12 protein-coding genes are annotated in these 16,707 nt (G+C 50.0%); 1 reads left to right on the forward strand and 11 read right to left on the reverse strand.

The features are described from left to right. Positions 1 to 97: 97 nt before the first annotated feature. The 3 genes from addA to AC3RCI_RS21080 all read right to left on the reverse strand — a co-directional run bounded on the left by addA (position 98) and on the right by AC3RCI_RS21080 (position 9,419). Entirely contained in the window at positions 98 to 4,360 is a 4,263-nt protein-coding gene (addA, locus tag AC3RCI_RS21070; protein WP_492526220.1) for a helicase-exonuclease AddAB subunit AddA, read from the reverse strand. Further along, entirely contained in the window at positions 4,357 to 7,860 is a 3,504-nt protein-coding gene (addB, locus tag AC3RCI_RS21075) for a helicase-exonuclease AddAB subunit AddB (RefSeq protein WP_492526222.1), read from the reverse strand. Before addB ends, addA begins: the two co-directional genes overlap by 4 nt. Positions 7,861 to 8,045: 185 nt before the next feature. Beyond that, positions 8,046 to 9,419 carry a class I SAM-dependent rRNA methyltransferase gene (locus AC3RCI_RS21080; protein ID WP_492526224.1) on the reverse strand — a complete coding sequence of 458 codons (1,374 nt, stop codon included), beginning with the start codon at positions 9,417 to 9,419 and terminating at the stop codon, positions 8,046 to 8,048. 629 nt (positions 9,420 to 10,048) lie between these two features. Here AC3RCI_RS21080 and AC3RCI_RS21085 point away from each other — a divergent pair. After that, positions 10,049 to 11,050, forward strand: coding sequence for a Na/Pi cotransporter family protein (locus AC3RCI_RS21085; RefSeq protein ID WP_492471443.1), 1,002 nt, complete (start codon positions 10,049 to 10,051; stop codon positions 11,048 to 11,050). A 52-nt stretch (positions 11,051 to 11,102) separates the two neighbouring features. Here the strand turns inward: AC3RCI_RS21085 and AC3RCI_RS21090 are convergent, their stop codons facing one another. From AC3RCI_RS21090 to AC3RCI_RS21125, 8 genes are all read right to left on the reverse strand, one after another. Further along, complete coding sequence (locus AC3RCI_RS21090; protein ID WP_127537744.1) at positions 11,103 to 11,537, reverse strand: NUDIX hydrolase; 435 nt, start codon at positions 11,535 to 11,537, stop codon at positions 11,103 to 11,105. A 112-nt stretch (positions 11,538 to 11,649) separates the two neighbouring features. Next, a complete protein-coding gene (gene mtaB / locus AC3RCI_RS21095; RefSeq protein WP_127537743.1) occupies positions 11,650 to 12,996 on the reverse strand; it encodes a tRNA (N(6)-L-threonylcarbamoyladenosine(37)-C(2))-methylthiotransferase MtaB in 1,347 nt (448 codons plus the stop codon). A gap of 2 nt (positions 12,997 to 12,998) precedes the next feature. Next, complete coding sequence (locus AC3RCI_RS21100) at positions 12,999 to 13,763, reverse strand: RsmE family RNA methyltransferase (RefSeq protein ID WP_492526226.1); 765 nt, start codon at positions 13,761 to 13,763, stop codon at positions 12,999 to 13,001. A gap of 145 nt (positions 13,764 to 13,908) precedes the next feature. After that, positions 13,909 to 14,586, reverse strand: a complete 678-nt coding sequence (locus tag AC3RCI_RS21105) for a site-2 protease family protein (protein ID WP_127537741.1) — start codon at positions 14,584 to 14,586, stop codon at positions 13,909 to 13,911. Between the two features lie 3 nt (positions 14,587 to 14,589). Next, positions 14,590 to 15,555: a 50S ribosomal protein L11 methyltransferase gene (gene prmA / locus AC3RCI_RS21110; protein ID WP_492526228.1), complete on the reverse strand. Its 966-nt coding sequence runs from the start codon at positions 15,553 to 15,555 to the stop codon at positions 14,590 to 14,592. A 162-nt stretch (positions 15,556 to 15,717) separates the two neighbouring features. Beyond that, a complete protein-coding gene (locus AC3RCI_RS21115; protein ID WP_492526230.1) occupies positions 15,718 to 16,110 on the reverse strand; it encodes a hypothetical protein in 393 nt (130 codons plus the stop codon). Further along, complete coding sequence (locus tag AC3RCI_RS21120) at positions 16,103 to 16,282, reverse strand: YfhD family protein (RefSeq protein WP_110821281.1); 180 nt, start codon at positions 16,280 to 16,282, stop codon at positions 16,103 to 16,105. Before AC3RCI_RS21120 ends, AC3RCI_RS21115 begins: the two co-directional genes overlap by 8 nt. Positions 16,283 to 16,326: 44 nt before the next feature. Beyond that, positions 16,327 to 16,695, reverse strand: a complete 369-nt coding sequence (locus AC3RCI_RS21125) for a hypothetical protein (protein WP_095359515.1) — start codon at positions 16,693 to 16,695, stop codon at positions 16,327 to 16,329. Positions 16,696 to 16,707 lie beyond the last annotated feature (12 nt).

Consider the following 16,707-nt stretch of genomic DNA (forward strand, 5'->3'; position numbering starts at 1 on the left):
ACCATCGTTTCTAAGAAACCGATTCGTCCCCTTCGTGACTTTCATCGTCAATCGCAAGCACATATAACGAATATATCTTCCGTTTCAAGCTGCTCCATTAAAGTTCTACAGCATGTCCACCATCAAAGAAGTACAGCCACTTCCGATCTACCTTGCGCCCCAAAATATCTTCAATCGCCCGGCCATACAGCTCCAGCTGAAAACGATAGTTTCTGGTCAGTTCGTTTAATCCTCCGCGATGTTCCAGCACCCGGTCCGTTTTGTAATCCAGCAGCGTAAGCTCACCGTCCACCTCGTAGAGGCAATCAATGATCCCCTGTACAAGTACGGTTTCATTCTCGAGCGAGGCCTGTAGTCCGCTGTCTTCATCCAGGGATTGCATTCCCGCATTCGATGACAGATGCTGCACCCATTCGGCGGGAGAATGCTCTGCTGGAAGTCCATAGATAAAAGGAATCTCCCGTTTTACCCAATCAGCTCGCAGCAGCTCCGTGCCTGGTTCCGTCTGAAAGAATTGAGCCAAATGTTCAGGTTCAATCACTTCTGCCTGATAAGGCAGCAAAATCTGAAGTGTGGTCAGTCTTGCAAGCGTCTGTTCCACAATCGCGGCATCCACATTCGTTCCATCCAAAGGTAAATGCTGCATCAACGTATGATACACGGTCCCGCGCTCAGCCCCCGTCAACTGTTTCTCTTCCATAAACTTCGGGCGGCGCAAATGCAATTTGAAGGAATGCTCATTCATGCCATCCGTCCGGCCATGATGTGTCTTACTGACCTTATGTTCGGACTGCGGGTTTTCGAGAACCTCCGCATCATCCATTTGTCTTTCCAGCTCTTCCATCACATGTAGAGGTTGATGGTCCTGTATCGCAAGCATTGTCTTTAACTCTGAGACGGACGTGCTCGCAGCCACCTGGGTTGCCGCTTCATATGGATACGTCCATGATAGGCGCCGCTCAACGTTTAGCATCCATTCGGTTTCAGTTCCGACCCTATCAACCTTCATCTCATCTCGTGATAGCTCATCTGGTAAATCTCGATCTATCTCACCATGAATTGTGGAGGGGTATAAAATCACCGGTTTTACAGCTTGTAGAGCTTTCATTCGTTCTTGACGTGCTTCTGCCAATTCGTCTTCCTCACCATGTTTTGAATCCACAAAGGTCTCTCTCGATACCCAATCGGCAGACATGACGGAAATGCTCCAGCGTGATTCATCATCCATCAGACAAGCAGCATAGGAGTCTTGTACACCAGCCAGTTCGCGTAATGGAGCGGCCGACGGATGGCGAATTAGAGACGGTCCGATCCAATCCAGATAACTTCGTCCTGCCGCGAGCAGGTAATCCGGCAGAATCAGTTCCGAACTGTCTTTGATCTGTGACCAGGCGGCTGCCTTTTTGGCAGCATCCTTAACCGTCCCAACCAGAATCATTTTCTCCTTGGGCCGAGTCAGGGCAACATACAGTACCCGCATCTCCTCAGCCAGCAGCTCAAACTGGGCTCTGCGTCGAATGGCGAGATTAGCCAGTGTGGGATAAGCCACCCTATTTTCCCGATCCACAAATCTTGGACCGAATCCAAGCTCCTTGTGCATTAAGAACGGTGCATTCAGATCCTGCTGGTTGAACATTTTGGAGATGCCAGCCACAAATACAACCGGAAACTCCAACCCTTTACTCCGGTGAATGGTCATGATTCGGACCGCATTGTCCTGTTCGCCCGATCCCGCCACTGTTCCCAGATCCCCACCATTCTCACGAAGTCTGGAGACATAGGTCAAAAAGCGGAACAACCCCCGATTCGACGTCGATTCTTCATATTGACGCGCACGGTCATACAGGGCTTTCAGGTTGCTTTGACGCTGTATACCTCCCGGAAGACCACCTACCCAGTCCAAATAGCCAGTCTCCCTGTATATACGCCAAATGAGTTCACTTAGACTGCCTTGACGTGCCTCAAGCCGCCATTGCTGCAGCTGGCCCATAAAATGAATTAATTTCTGCTTTAATTCCGATCCTGCATGGGCTGAGTGCTCTCCTGGATCATGATAACCATCCTTTTCGATACCCTCATTCAGAGATTGCTTCTCAGATACCACTGACTCTGCTGTAACAGCGGCCTCTTGCTGGACCTGTTCCAGTTCTGTCCAGATTTCCGGCCATTGCATCTGTACTGCAGACGAATCATCATTGGTCACTTGCCCGATCTGAACAGCAGATACAACTGCATCATAGAAAGACTGCCTTTTATCCCCCAGACGAATTTGTGCCAAATCCTCTTCATTTAAGCCCACAATCGGTGAACGCAGGACTGAAGCGAGCGGAATATCCTGTCTTGGGTTGTCCACGATCTGAAGCAGGGATAACATGATCTCCACTTCCGTTGCCTGAAAATAACCCTTGCTCTGCTCCCCTCCGGCCGGAATTCCCTGCTGCCTGAATTCTTCGATCATTAACGGAGCCCACATCAAGGCAGAGCGCAGCAGGATGACAATGTCGCCGTAACGGGCAGGACGCATTGTTTTTAACGCCTTATCATACACATTCAACGCAGGCTGATCGGTATCGCCAACGATCTCCCGAATGCGCCGAGCCATGGCCCGTGCTTCCAGTTGAGCCGTTTCCAGTTCGGCACTTTCCAGTTCAGCCGACGCCAGGTGATCTCCATTTTCATCTACACTCTCACCCAGGTCCGGGCCTCCCCCTTGTCGGTCAATCAGAAGCAGTTCCGGCGTATAAGCTTCATCTCCCTCGGTTTCTGGTGGAAACGAAGCCCCATAGGCTAGCTGGGCCCGTTCGTCATAAGCGATCTCTGCTACGCCCTCATTCATGAGCTGACGGAACAGCATATTTACCGAATGAACCACTTCAGCACGACTACGGAAGTTACGTGCCAGGTCAATGCGTCTGCCTGCACGCGGCGTGCTTGCTTCTCCTTCATCACTTTGGGTGTCAGAGTTGTATTGACGGTATTTATTAAGAAATAGTCCCGGCTCAGCCAAGCGGAAACGGTAAATACTCTGTTTCACATCTCCTACCATAAAGCGATTACCTGGATTCTCCCTGGAAATTAGCTTTACGATATCTTCCTGAACGGTATTGGTATCCTGATATTCATCCAGCAGCACTTCATCAAAACGAGCCCTGTATTCCATTGCTGCATCTGAAGGCATGGAGAGCTCTGGCGTGGAATCCTCATGACGCAAAATGTGAAGACAATAATGCTCCAGATCGCTAAAATCAACCTGCCCACGCTCTTGTTTGGCCAGCTTGTAACGTTCGCCGAACTCACTTACAAGTTTGGACAGTTCCTGCATGAGCGGAGCAGCCTGCTCCAGCTCCTGCCAGAAGGAAAATGCACTCCGGCCAAAGAGCGAGCCTTTCAGATCGGTGATTGCCTTTTTTGCAGCCTCCCGAAGTTCCTTCACTTGTTCCTGCAGCGCCGGATCGGTTTGATCCTTTTTGCAGGGTTTCAGCTTGCCAAAAGCTGCGGGCTGAAATACTTCAGGCAGTCTCTCCCATGGCATAACCTCCACGGCAGACAGGAGCTCCTCCACCATGGCCAGATCTTCCTTTAAGGTATCCGCATACGGTTTTGGCCCTTCCGGCTGTAACGCAATGCCAATGCCTTGACGCAAGAGTCCCGCTGCACCGCTCAGGGTAAGTGCGGCATCTCGTAAAATGCTCTGTACCCATGCTGAATGACCAAGGGCCTCTACGCTTTCAACTTGAAATGCAGATGCCATTTCGGCGAGCCAGTGATCCGGCCAGGAGTGACTGCGCGAGAAATCATACAGGCGCTGCACAAGCCGGTGCATGGCATCATCGTTCCGTTCACCGCTGAACCAGTCCACAAGCTCACGGAATGTGCTGCCTTCACCTTCTTCCCCGTATTTATCTTCAAACAGCTCTTCCAGGAGCTCCTGACGCAGCATTTCGGCTTCATTCTCGTTTAATATCCGAAAAGCCGGGTTAAGCGGTATTTGCTGATAGTAACGGCGAATGACTTCCATACAAAATGAATGCAGCGTTGTGATTGAAGCTCGCCCAAGCAGCGATAACTGTTTGCGCAAATGCTCCTCCTCAGGCTCTTCCTCGAGTGCACGTTCAAGTGCTTCCCGAATACGCTGCTTCATCTCAGCAGCAGCCGCCTTCGTAAAGGTAGCCACCAACAATCGATCCACGCTGAAGCCACGAGAAGGATCGGCTATTTTACGAATAATCCGTTCGACCAACACAGCAGTTTTACCCGACCCCGCTGCTGCAGCAACGAGAATGTCTTCACCACTCTGGGAAATTGCACTCCACTGGTCATCGCTCCAGAAGCTGCCTTCCGGTTTTGGCATATTCGTCATGACGTCTCCCCTCCCTTGTTGTGTGACAGCATGTCCCAGATTTGCTGTTTGCCTGGCTTGGACAACAGATTATATTCATTGCCTTCAATATTCTCATCAAATTGACAGACGGGTTTAAACGGACAGAATGTGCATGCAACCTCCTGCTGAATGCGGTAAGGCTCTATGGCCACATCCCCATCCGTAATGCGGGTCCCGATCTCCCGGATATTACCTCGAACAGATGCGAGCAGCGTGTCCCACTGGTCTGGCGTAGCTACCGCTGCGCTGCTATAGAAGCTGCCGTCCGCCTTGAGTGCAACAGGAATAATGGCCGAGTAGCCTTTATCCAGCGTGTTATCCATCTGTGCAATGGCATCACGATCTGCCAGAAGCAGGCCCTTCATTTTGAAGCGTTTCAGCAATTCCTGTCCCGCCTGTTCTGAGGTCATGCCGTTCGCAGATTGCAGCAATGGGTTATGCACATGGAAATACAATGTTCCTCCAGGCATCGCCGATTCTCCCAGCCACTCTTCGGCAGCACTAAGCAGCACTTCCAGATACGTAAGCATCTGCAGGGACAGTCCGTAGTACACTTCATGCAATTTGAGATCCGTCTGGCTCGATTTATAGTCAATAACCCGAAGCAAAATTCCATTTTCTCCCTCGGCGACATCAACCCGGTCAATCCGGCCCACAATCTCCATCACACACCCGTTCTCCAGTTCGAAACGAAGAGGCGGCAAGGGTTTGCCTGGCCCAAAGTCCAGCTCAAGACCAATAGGTTCAAAACTCCCACGTCTCGATTGCTCACCCAAAATGACCGAAGCCCGGCTTACAATATCCTTCAGTTTGCGGAAAATGTAGCCGTAACGTTTCGTACTCAGCAGAATCTCGCCCTGAAGCTGAGGAGCAATCTGATCCACCGTTTGCTCCGCTTCCTTGCGGCATTGTTCCGGAGAGAGGCTGCCCCAGCTGCGGTTCTCTTCACGGAGTCGTATCGCCAGCTGACTCAGGGCAGCATGGAACAGCTGCCCAATGTCCGGAGCTTGAAGACGATATAGCTGACGCTCTTTCAAGCGTAATCCGTGCGAGGCAAAATGGGAGAATGGACATGCCACGAATCGTTCCATTCGAGAAACGCTTGTCCGCACCTCCGTGCCATACAATCGGCGGCTTGTCGAAGTGCGCAGTGGCAATGCACGATTGCGATAAAAAATGGAGCCCAGCAATCGCTCCAGCTGAGGTCTGAGGCTCTCATTCGTGCAGTGCCAGTTGTAGACCGACCACCAGAGTTCAGGAATCTCTTCACCCCTGCGCCATCTGCGCAGCTGCCCAATCAGAACCGACAGACTCTGCTCTGGATGAATAACGTAAGACCAGTGAGCTTCTTCCAAACCCGTTACTGGCGGCTGTGCAAGAAGTGGCACTTCATTCAATCCGAACATCTTTCGTACATGTCTCACAATTTCCGAAGGCAAAAGCGTTTTGCCCTCATCATCAGCCACAGGGTAACTTAACCACAACTGCTTACTTGCAGCAGTCAAGGCGGTATAGATCAGGAAACGCTCGTCCAGCATTCGTCTTGTTGTTCCAGGTCCAAGGCCGAGACCTCTTTCGGTCAGCAGCTCCCGCTCCTGCTCCGTTAACACGCCATCTTCCTGCGGCACAGCCGGGAGTTCACCGTCAACGGCTCCCAGAATGAATACATACTGGATATCCTGCAGGCGAGTCCGGTCCATGGAACCGACCAGCACCTGATCCAGCGCCGGCGGAACAAGTCCTAGCTTCAGCTCAGTCAACCCCGTCTCCATCAGGCCCGCAAACAGATCGATGTCCAGTCGTTCCGTTCCCATCATATCCACCATCTGGTCCAGCAGATCCAGGACAGCTCCCCACATCTGACGATGTTCCCGCGAACGCTCCGGGTCACCCTGAGCTGTTGCCTCAGCAGACATCATTTCGAGTTTCCAAGGAATTTCTGCGTCTTCGAGCAGTCCATATAGTGCAGCACACTGTTCTCTTGCCGTCTTGGCCTTGATCATGCGTTTCTCAAACGCAGCCATCGGATCCGTAATGACCGTTCGGCATTTTTCCATGAGCGACAGCATTTGTTCCCGCCCTCGGCTTCGGCCGTCTTGTCCATTGTCTTCCAGAGACAGACTCGGGACGTATTTCCAAGGCTTGCCGTCGGTCCAGCGGTATCCGTGAATTCCACACGCGAGTATATAATTTTCGAGCTGGTCCATATCTTCACGAGTGATGGAACCATCACGAGGAAGCAGCAGATCCGTTTTGACACAGCGAAATACATCTTCGTAACGCCAGCGGCGACGAACGACATCAATTGCAGAACGAATGAATTCCGAGAGCGGATGATGAAGCTCACTTCTTCTGCGATCCAGGAAAACGGGCACGTCATAGTCCCTAAAGAGTGGCTCGGCAATATCGGCATAGGCATCCAGCTGACGAACGAGTACGGCCATGTCCCGATAACGCACGCCTTCCTCCTGAGCCAATCTGCGCATTTCCCGCAATGCACCTTCCATCTCAGCCCTGCGATTTTCGGCTGCGTATAACTTCACGCCCGCATCGCGGCCATCACTTCTCCAACGAATCCGTCGGTCGAACCCAGACTCCAGATGGGCCAAACCAGGGCTGTGCTCATATCTTGGCAAAACAACCGGCTGCAGCACCATCGTTTCGCTCATGACTCCCAGATCCTCAGCCATACCCTTGAGCCGCGCATATGCGCTCGCTGTTGGATGGAACAGATCCAATTCGCTGGGCAGTGCGCCGTGATCATAAGGCCGATCCAAGGTCAACGTAATGGTTACTGAAGAGGACTGAAGCATCAGTCTTCCAATTACGCTCATTTCCTGTGGGGTAAAGCCCTGAAAACCGTCAATCCAGATTTGTGCATCCTGAAGAAGCTCACTCTCTTGCAAACGTTCGTTCAGTTCTGTCAGCGTGTCTTCATCATCGATGTAGAGTTCCGTTAGTTCCTGTTCATAATCACGATATATAAGAAGCAAGTCATGTAACTTGTCACCCAGGATCGGCGCTGAAGAAGATGTATTCCAATTAGAAAGGCCTTCTTCCAGCAAGCCGGGATCTAGTTCATAACGCTTAAACTCACTGTACAAATCATTCAAATGCCCTATAAAGCCCAATTGATTGCCCGAAGCGCCAAAAAGCTTCAACTCTTCCTTGCGCCGCTGTAATACTTTATAAAGCAGCATCTTTTTCCCCTCGGCTCCGATTGGAATCCGCGCAGACCCACCCGCTTCCTGCATGATACGATAGGCTAATCGGCGAAAACCCAATACTTCTGCACGCATGGTGCCTTTGATCGCGCCAGAAGAAACCAGAGCCTGCTCGGTGCGAAACGAGCTTTGTTCCGGAACCAACCATATGAGTGGTTTGCCTTGAGGTTCCTTTTGAAGCAAAGACGTAATTTCCCGGGTAATCAGCGTCGTCTTGCCGCTGCCTGCCCGGCCAATAATAAAGCGTACAGACATGTCTAATCCTCCAAACCATCACGAACAAGATTTTAATTCCCAGTATAACATACCTGACCTGGTTCGGAACATACGTTTGCCACAATCCGGTAAAGGCAAAATGATTTCCTGTAACACGAAACAAGCCCACAGCTTATTACACCGTGGACTTGTTTCTTAACAGCAACTTTTAACAAAATGACAGATCAGTTTGTTTTGCTGCGCACTTCAAAGATTGCAAATTTCAAATAATGCCCTTCATCCACACCCAAAATTTGCGGGTGATCCTTGCCGGCAGCTTTCCATTCAATCAGGCGCAGTACCTTGCCCGCATCTTCAGCTGCATCCGCAATCGTTTCCAGGAAGAGATCGGGACGCATATGATACGAACAGCTCGCTGTGACCAAATACCCACCTTCATTCACAAGCTTCATGCCATGCAGGTTAATATCCTTGTATCCACGGCAGGCGCCTTTGACTGCTGATTTGGTTTTGGCAAAGGCAGGTGGGTCAAGAATGACCACATCAAATGTTTTCCCGCCGCCAGCTGCAAGCGCTTTGGAGGTATCCACTTTCTGTTCGGCAGCCCGCGCACGTACGGAACGCTCTTCTACTCCCTTGACCTGTTCACGTAAATACTGGAAGGCGTCAGCGACAACAAATTCTACCCGATCCGTAAAACCATTCAATTCTACATTGGTGCGGGCACTTTCAATAGCATGCTCTGAAATATCCAGGCATGTGACTTTTTTGGCTCCATATTTGCAAGCGTTCAACGTGAAGCTGCCCGTGTGCGAGAAGCACTCCAGAACAGTTGCCCCATCCCAATAGGGGAAGGTTACCACTTTACCACTTTTATTTACAGGCAGCAGCTGATGGCTTCCCTCTTGTTCCACTTCCTGCAACGTTATTCCGCTTTTATAGCCCCAGCCCTTCATAAGCGGTTCAATCGCCGCCCGATTCTCGCGCTGGTCGAAGAAATAGCCTGTTTTCTGGCCTTCCACGATATCCACTTTAATAAGCAAGCCATTCTCGGTTACCGTCACATGACGTGGGCACTCCCCATACAGCGGTCCTTTGGTCTGCTCGAGTCCTTCCAGTTCCCGAATCGGCACATCACTGCGCTCATAGATTCCTTCCGGCTGCATCACTTCAATCAGAGCCTGTACGATGGCTTCACGGCAGCGATCCATTCCCAAGGTAAGCAGCTGTACAACAAGAACACTGCCAAAACGGTCCACGATCAGACCCGGCAAAAAATCAGCTTCTCCATAAACGAGGCGATACGCCTCTCCATCCTGGATAAAACGTTCCCGGTGACGCAGGCAGTCGCTGAAGCGAGCAGCAAAAAAGGCGGTGTCCATCTGCTCCAGCGGTTGATATGAAACGACTCTCACCGTAATCTGTGAAGCCGGGTTATAGTATCCTGTCGCCAGATAACGACCTTGATGATTCAATACGTTGACCAGATCTCCCGGTTCGGGGGTACCGTCAACCGAGGCAATTTCGTTGTTATATATCCATGGATGTGCATGTTCAAGCCGCTTTTTGCGACTGCGTTCCAGTGTAACCGATGGCAAGGTAAATCCACTTCCTTTGTAGTTAGTTAGTTGAAAAGATAGGTTTGGTGCAAATGGTGACCGCTGCGTGGACGGATTGGTCTTCCGATCGCTGTTATCCCCGGATTTTTTTTGATTCCCTTTTTACAAAGGGAAAATCCAGGGATAAACGCGAACGCTTCGCTTCTTCTGATCCAATTCCGTCCCCTCCGCTCCGTTTGCACGAATCACCGTATCTTTTGAATGGTGAGGTGAGTAGGTTAAGACAATCCTAAATTACGGAATTGAAAAATATATGTTGCTGCTACGGGACGGATTGGTCTTCAGATCGCTGTTATCCCTGGATTTTTTTCGATTCCCTTTTTCCAAAGGGAAAATCCAGGGATAAACGCGAACGCTTCGCTTCTTCTGATCCAATTCCGTTCCCTCCGCTCCATTTGCACGAATCACCGTCTCTTTTGAATGGTGAGGTGAATAGGTTAAAACCCAATTCTAAATTACGAAAATGGCAAAGTACTTGTTGCCGCTACGGGACGGATTGGTGTTCCGATCCAATTCAGTTCGCACCAATAATTTCCGGCTGTCATGGTTGTCCTCTCTTATTCATAAGATGAGATAACGACTAGGCACGGAAGGAATGATGAAACGAGATGTTCAGAGATGTTGTGCTGCCGCTCATATATGGGCTAATTATCTTTTTTGGTGGAATGAAACTGATGGAAACGGCCTTGCAGCGAATGGCTGGGCCAATGCTGGCCGGGTGGCTTAACCGAGCTACCTCAGCTCCATGGAAAGGCATGGCTTTCAGTGCAGGAGCCACGGCAATACTACAGAGCAGTACCGCCGTTACGGTGCTCACCATTGGTCTCGCGAATGCAAGATTAATTACCTATGGTCGCACACTAGGCATTATTCTGGGCACGAATATCGGTACATGTCTGACAACCGAGTTGATTGGGTTACAGATTGGACGTGCTGCCCTGCCCTTGCTAGTCATCTCGCTTACAGGTTGGGCTGTCTTTGTTGTTCTTAGTGAACGCAATCAAGCAGCCCCCGAACACACCCGAAGATTCCTAATCAACTCACAATACAGCTTTCTTGCAGCTGCCGGTTTTGCTTTGGTGATGACCGGCATTCAAGTCATGCAATCCATTGCCGTCCCCCTGCGCAGCATGGGCGTATTCCAGTGGTTTTTGGATCGCTCGGCTGACAGCCTGTGGTGGGGGTTCCTGGCTGGTGCCTGCCTTACGGCTCTCATTCATAGCAGCGCAGCTGTCATCAGCATGGCCATTACGCTGGCCGCTACTGGAGTGCTGCCTGTGGAGATTGGTATTGCCATTGTGATCGGGTCCAATGTCGGGACTTGTGTCACGGCTGTCATTGCAGCCGCCGGAGGAGCTTCCGCAGGCAAATTCGTTGCAGCCTCCCATGTTGTATTGAACATTGCGGGAGCCTTGATTTTTATGCCGCTGATCGGGTTGCTGCATGCAGCTTCAGCTTGGCTGTCAGCGGACTACGGGGCACAGATTGCGCATGCCCAGACCCTTTTTAACATCATCAGCTCACTGCTTGCATTACCCCTGTGCTATCTGCCGATCTGGCACAAAAAACCACCGGCCTCCGCTCCATCAGCGAAATCGCCCGCGGCATGATGCTTGGCTCCTCTACTTGGAAAAAAACCAAGCATCGCCGTACGGCAAAGCACTATACGTTAATGCCCAGCTTGTTCAGTGCCACGCGCAAAATGTTATCGTTGTTGTCGTAACCGTTCTGCTGCTGTCTTGACCAGGCCTCTTCTGGTGCGTACCAATCGACTCCCTTGATCTCTTCGATCTGCGGCTGCAGGTTTCCGCTCTCTGCTTCAACCAGATAATAGTGAACTTCCTTGTCTACCGGACCAAATTCAACGTGCTGATATGTGTAGGCAATGATATCGACAGGCTCCACAATTCGACCGACCATGCCTGTCTCTTCCAAAATCTCGCGCAAGGCGGTTTCCTCTACCGTTTCCCCTGCTTCCATCTTGCCTTTGGCAAGTGTTGTTTTGCCATAACGATCAACAATAAGCTGAATTTGAAGACTGCCGTCTTCCCCTTTACGATAGACTACACCGCCTGCGGATATTTCCTTTTTGTTCATTCTGGTTTCCCCCGTTCACAGATATGTCTTGCCTTTAGTTGAAAAACAAGGACCTCATCTCCCCGGGTACGCTCCCCAAGGAAATGAAATCCTTGTTTTACTGACGCCTCGATTACATCGCTGCGGACTTCAGATTATCTTCCAGTACACGAACCAGCGTAGCTTGGCTTTCGTTTACACCCGCTTCGGTCACTTTGACGCGGCACACTTTACCGATCATGTCCGTAGAGCCATCGAATACGAGCTGAATGTAGTTATCGCTATAACCATGCAATTTCCCGCTGCCTTCACGGCCTTTAGCTTCACCTTCCGGAATGACATCCAGAACCTGACCTACAAATTTCTGTGCATAAGCCAGCTGCATTTGTTCAGACAGGTCGATCAGTTCATGCACACGGGCATTTTTGACTTCTTCATCCACTTGATCTTCCATTCGGGCAGCCGGTGTTCCTGTACGTTTGGAGTACGGGAATACGTGCATCTCCGAGAAACCGATTTTTTTCATCAATTCATAGCCGTTACGGAACATTTCGTCTGTTTCACCCGGGAAACCAACGATTACGTCCGTTGTAATAGCCACATCCGGCATCGCTTCACGAATACGAAGCATTTTGTTATAAAATTCTTCGGTTGTGTACTTGCGGCGCATCCGCTTCAATACAGTGTCATCACCCGCTTGCAGCGGGATATGGAAGTGACGTACCAGCTTGTCCGAACGCTTAATGACATCCAGCATCCGATCATCGATCTGGCTCGCTTCAATGGAACTGATACGAATCCGTTCAAGGCCTTCCACTTTATCCAGATCCCACAGCAGATCAGTCAGATCGTAGTTCTCCATATCGTCACCATATCCACCGGTGTGAATGCCTGTCAGGACAATTTCCTTATAACCGGCATGTACAAGCTGGTGAGCTTGCTGAACTATGCTGTTTGCTTCCCGGCTGCGGGAGAGCCCGCGTGACCATGGAATGATGCAGAACGTGCAGAAGTTGTTGCAACCGTCCTGAATTTTCAGGAATGCACGCGTACGATCCGCGAAGTCCGGCACATCCATCTCCTCAAACACACGAGTTTTCATAATGTTCCGTACGGCATTGACTGGCTGACGGGACTCCTGAATTTCGCGAACATAAGGTAAGATTTTATCCCGGTCCTGCGTTCCGATGACGAGATCCACTCCAGGAATGTCGAGAATCTCTGCTGGCGAAGTTTGGGCGTAACAGCCCGTAACTGCCACAATCGCATCCGGGTTGCGACGAATGGCACGACGGATGATTTGACGGCTCTTTTTGTCCCCGGTATTCGTTACCGTACATGTATTAATCAGATATACATCTGCTGTCTGTTCATCGAAGTCCACTTGTTCGTAACCTTCATTTTTGAACAATTGCCAGATCGCCTCTGTATCATAAAAGTTAACTTTGCAGCCCAAGGTGTAAAACGCCACGGATGGCATAATTACATTCCCCCCATTTCTCCGGATTCATATAAAACACAAGTCAGCGCTGCCATCCCTGCGGTCTCGGCACGTAATATTCGCTTGCCCAGACCAACGGATACCGCGCCTGCCTGATCAGCTTCCAGCGTTTCTCTTTCGGAGAACCCGCCTTCAGGTCCAACCACAATCAACACGTCTGCAGCCGCATCAGGTGCGAGCTGTTCAATAAACGGCTTCAGCGCATCGCGCATCTGCTTGCCGTTCTCCTTTTCATAACAATAACATACCAAACTGTAGCCCTCAAAAGAAGACAGCAGCCCTTTCCAGGAAAGTGGCTGCTCGACGGATGGAATGCGATTCCGATGACTTTGTTCAGCGGCTTCCTTGGCAATTTTGCGCCACCGCTCCAACCGTTTGCCTTCTTTCTTGGCATCATATTGGACAATCGTCCGTTCCGAGAGGAAAGGTACAAAGGCTACCGCTCCGATTTCGGTACATCTCTGAATAACCGTCTCCATCTTGTCACCCTTCGGCAAGCTCTGGGCCACCGTTACGCGAATACGGGCTTCATGGTCCATTTTCAGAGATTCCACGATATTTGCCGTTACCTGGCCAGCTTCGATGCTCTCAATCTCCACCAAAGCCTCACGACTCTGTCCATCACTGACAATCAGTTTATCTCCAGGCTTGCCACGCATCACTTTACCGATATGGCGCGCATCATCTCCCAGAATGACAACAGAATGCTCTGTAAGCTGTTCTGCAGATACAAAATAACGCTGCATGGGTTTATCCACCTATTCTTTCCTGTTATGACTGGCATTCACCCTGCCGGGCGGCAGGCGTGAATCCAATCGCCACAGATGATCATACAACTTTTATGTCCTTCTGACCAGCATTTCAGTCCAAAAAACCTTGAATCCAACCTTATCAAAAGAAGCCCAAAATCAAATACGAGAAATCCACATACATGTTATATGCCAACTGGTATAAAGGTTGGATGGTTACTCTTTGCAGAGGAGGAATGATCAGAATTAGTAGAAAGATGAAAATGGACCATTGCTCCACTCCTTGAAGCTTGCGACTGATGGACGGTGGCAAAATATCTTCAAGAATTCGATAGCCATCCAGAGGTGGCAGCGGGATCATGTTAAACAAAAACAGGAAAAAGTTCGTCAGGTTAAACATGTAAAAGAATGTGGAAATCGCCGTGAACAGCCGTTCATTCTCAATCCCGCCCATGACGCCAGAACCAACCAGCGAAGCGTATATAATCGTTCCGACAACAGCTAGCAGCAAATTACTGAGCGGTCCAGCGAACGATACAATGACACCCATTAATCTTGGTTTGTCAAAATTCGCACGATTGACCGGAACAGGGCGCGCCCAACCGAACCCTGCAATGACAAGCAGCAGTACACCAAACAAGTCAAAATGCACTACTGGATTAAGGGTGACCCGACCCAGCAGCTTGGCGGTCGGATCCCCAAATTTATTGGCAAAGTACGCATGGGCAAACTCATGCACTGTGAAAGCAATTAGAATCGTCAGCAGGAAAAACGGGAGCTGATCAATGGGATAACGAAAGAACGAATTCAGAAAGTCCATTCGTTACCTCTTTCTGGCAACATAAGCCAGCCAGTCCTCGTCACGGTGGACCGCACTAATTTCAAAACCGGAAGCAACGAGTGCATCATGCACAACCTGCTCTTTGTTTTTCCAGATCCCTGAAGCAATATAGACACCGCCTGGTTCCAGTGCATTGTATACATCATCAATAAACAGCATAATAATCTCGGCCAAAATATTGGCTACGATTACTTTCACAGGCAGCTGAACACCTAATGCAGGATCTTGGCTTCCAAGAACAGATAGGAGATCACTCTCTTTAACCGTAACTTGCTCCTCCAGGCCGTTCAGATGCACGTTCTCCTTCGCACTCGATACTGCAACCGGATCAAGATCCAGTGCCAGAACATGCTTTGCACCCAGCTGAATGGCACCGATCGCCAAAATACCTGAGCCCGTACCCACATCAATGACTTCCTCGCCGCCCTGAATTACCGTTTCCAGTGTCCGCAAGCATAGGGAGGTTGTCGGATGTGTACCTGTACCAAAAGCCATACCTGGATCCAGCTCGATGATCTTCTCTTCCGGACTTTCGGGTGTGTAGTCTTCCCATGTCGGTTTGATCGTCAAACGATCGGATACGCGGACCGGCTTGAAGTACTGTTTCCATGCGTTAGCCCAGTCATCTTCATCCACCGTACGAACCTCATACCGGATCTCACCCGCATCAATATCAAATTCGGAGAGCTGCTCAATTCTCGGGTTAACTTCTGCTTTAAGGGCTTCCATGTCCATACCTTCCGAGAAATACCCTTTAATCACAGCCAAACCTTCTGGAATATCATTCAAAGGCAGCTCATACCACTGGCCATAAGACGTATCACGTTCTTTATTTAATGTGCCAGATTCTTCGATCGAGACCCCTCCAGCACCTGCTTCATGCAAAAAATTCGAGATCATTTCCACAGCTTCTTCTGTGGTATGTATTGTTAGTTCATGCCATAACATACTTGATTTTTCCTCCTCATTTTTCAAACATCCCAATCATTGTACTACACAAGGGAGCAGGAGCACAAAACCGTTCCTGAGATTTAAAGCAAAAAAACAGGACACCCGCAGCTAACTGCTCGGATATCCTGTTTCAAATTATGTTAAAAAAAGGGAGAATCCTCAGCAAAAACGTCCACCATTCTGGGTAATCATCTCTGCCGCCTGAGGGAGATAGTCGCTTGGTAATGAAACGGTCAGTAGGATCTCTTGCCCAGAAGGAGCGGATGCACGTTGTTCTTTCATATCCGTGACCTCGCCATTGGACAACATCTCAGGTTCATCACTGATGAGTGCAAGCACATTCAGTTCGCCACTGAATCCCCCTGTTATAGCTGTAGGTGCTACATCCATAGGCTCCTGTGGTTCTGTGTCTCTTGCAAGCGACTCGCTCGCAAGGCTCTCGATGCTCAACTGATTCGGATGCAGCAATGCCAGAGCCCTTCGTGCAGATTCGGCTTCCGACCAGCTGGTGAATACCGCCTCGATGGTTACAGCCGAGCGTTCTTCATTCATGAAGCTCCCGTCCCTGACGACGATCAGCCGCTTCACTGCGCCGGATTGCCTCTACATCATCATGGTCCGCAACCTCAGCACTGAATTCCACATCTTCGTTTTTAGCGGATTGCATCCGTTTCATCTTTTCCGTTTTTGTTAAAATCTTGCCTGGGCGTTCGTGTTCAGCCATCGTTATAATCCTCCCTCAAAATAAGTAAGTTAGTCCGCTTATTTCTAGATCATTCCACCAGCTTGTTCAATAATGGATAACGCTCTGTGATGAACCGCTTCGTCAACCACAACGGTTAACAATACATCTCTGCCGGTAGGACCTTCTTGCCCACCATCACTCATGCCACTTGCAGAGGGATCTGCTGCGGCCATGATTCCCGCTGTTGCATTCGTACCAAGCGCACCAGGTACCCATGATGAGAAGCTGCCTGAAACTCCTGGAGTATAGGAAGCGCCACTGGGTCCAATACCTGCGTAACGGCTGAAACGATTAATGGACAGGTCTTCCACACGCAAGGCTTCCAACTTTTTTGCTGCACCCTCGGCTTGCTCCGGACTATGAAAATAGGCCAAAATGTTTTTTTCGGTCATTCGATTCACCTA

This window comes from Paenibacillus sp. MT124, assembly GCF_058792755.1.

What these genes read in the sequence shown, in the direction of transcription:
- addA (WP_492526220.1), bottom strand. Translation starts at nt 4,360, where the DNA reads ATGACGAATATGCCAAAACCGGAAGGCAGCTTCTGGAGCGATGACCAG.
- addB (WP_492526222.1), bottom strand. Translation starts at nt 7,860, where the DNA reads ATGTCTGTACGCTTTATTATTGGCCGGGCAGGCAGCGGCAAGACGACG.
- AC3RCI_RS21085 (WP_492471443.1), top strand. Translation starts at nt 10,049, where the DNA reads ATGTTCAGAGATGTTGTGCTGCCGCTCATATATGGGCTAATTATCTTT.
- AC3RCI_RS21090 (WP_127537744.1), bottom strand. Translation starts at nt 11,537, where the DNA reads ATGAACAAAAAGGAAATATCCGCAGGCGGTGTAGTCTATCGTAAAGGG.
- mtaB (WP_127537743.1), bottom strand. Translation starts at nt 12,996, where the DNA reads ATGCCATCCGTGGCGTTTTACACCTTGGGCTGCAAAGTTAACTTTTAT.
- AC3RCI_RS21100 (WP_492526226.1), bottom strand. Translation starts at nt 13,763, where the DNA reads ATGCAGCGTTATTTTGTATCTGCAGAACAGCTTACAGAGCATTCTGTT.
- AC3RCI_RS21105 (WP_127537741.1), bottom strand. Translation starts at nt 14,586, where the DNA reads ATGGACTTTCTGAATTCGTTCTTTCGTTATCCCATTGATCAGCTCCCG.
- prmA (WP_492526228.1), bottom strand. Translation starts at nt 15,555, where the DNA reads ATGTTATGGCATGAACTAACAATACATACCACAGAAGAAGCTGTGGAA.
- AC3RCI_RS21115 (WP_492526230.1), bottom strand. Translation starts at nt 16,110, where the DNA reads ATGAATGAAGAACGCTCGGCTGTAACCATCGAGGCGGTATTCACCAGC.
- AC3RCI_RS21120 (WP_110821281.1), bottom strand. Translation starts at nt 16,282, where the DNA reads ATGGCTGAACACGAACGCCCAGGCAAGATTTTAACAAAAACGGAAAAG.
- AC3RCI_RS21125 (WP_095359515.1), bottom strand. Translation starts at nt 16,695, where the DNA reads ATGACCGAAAAAAACATTTTGGCCTATTTTCATAGTCCGGAGCAAGCC.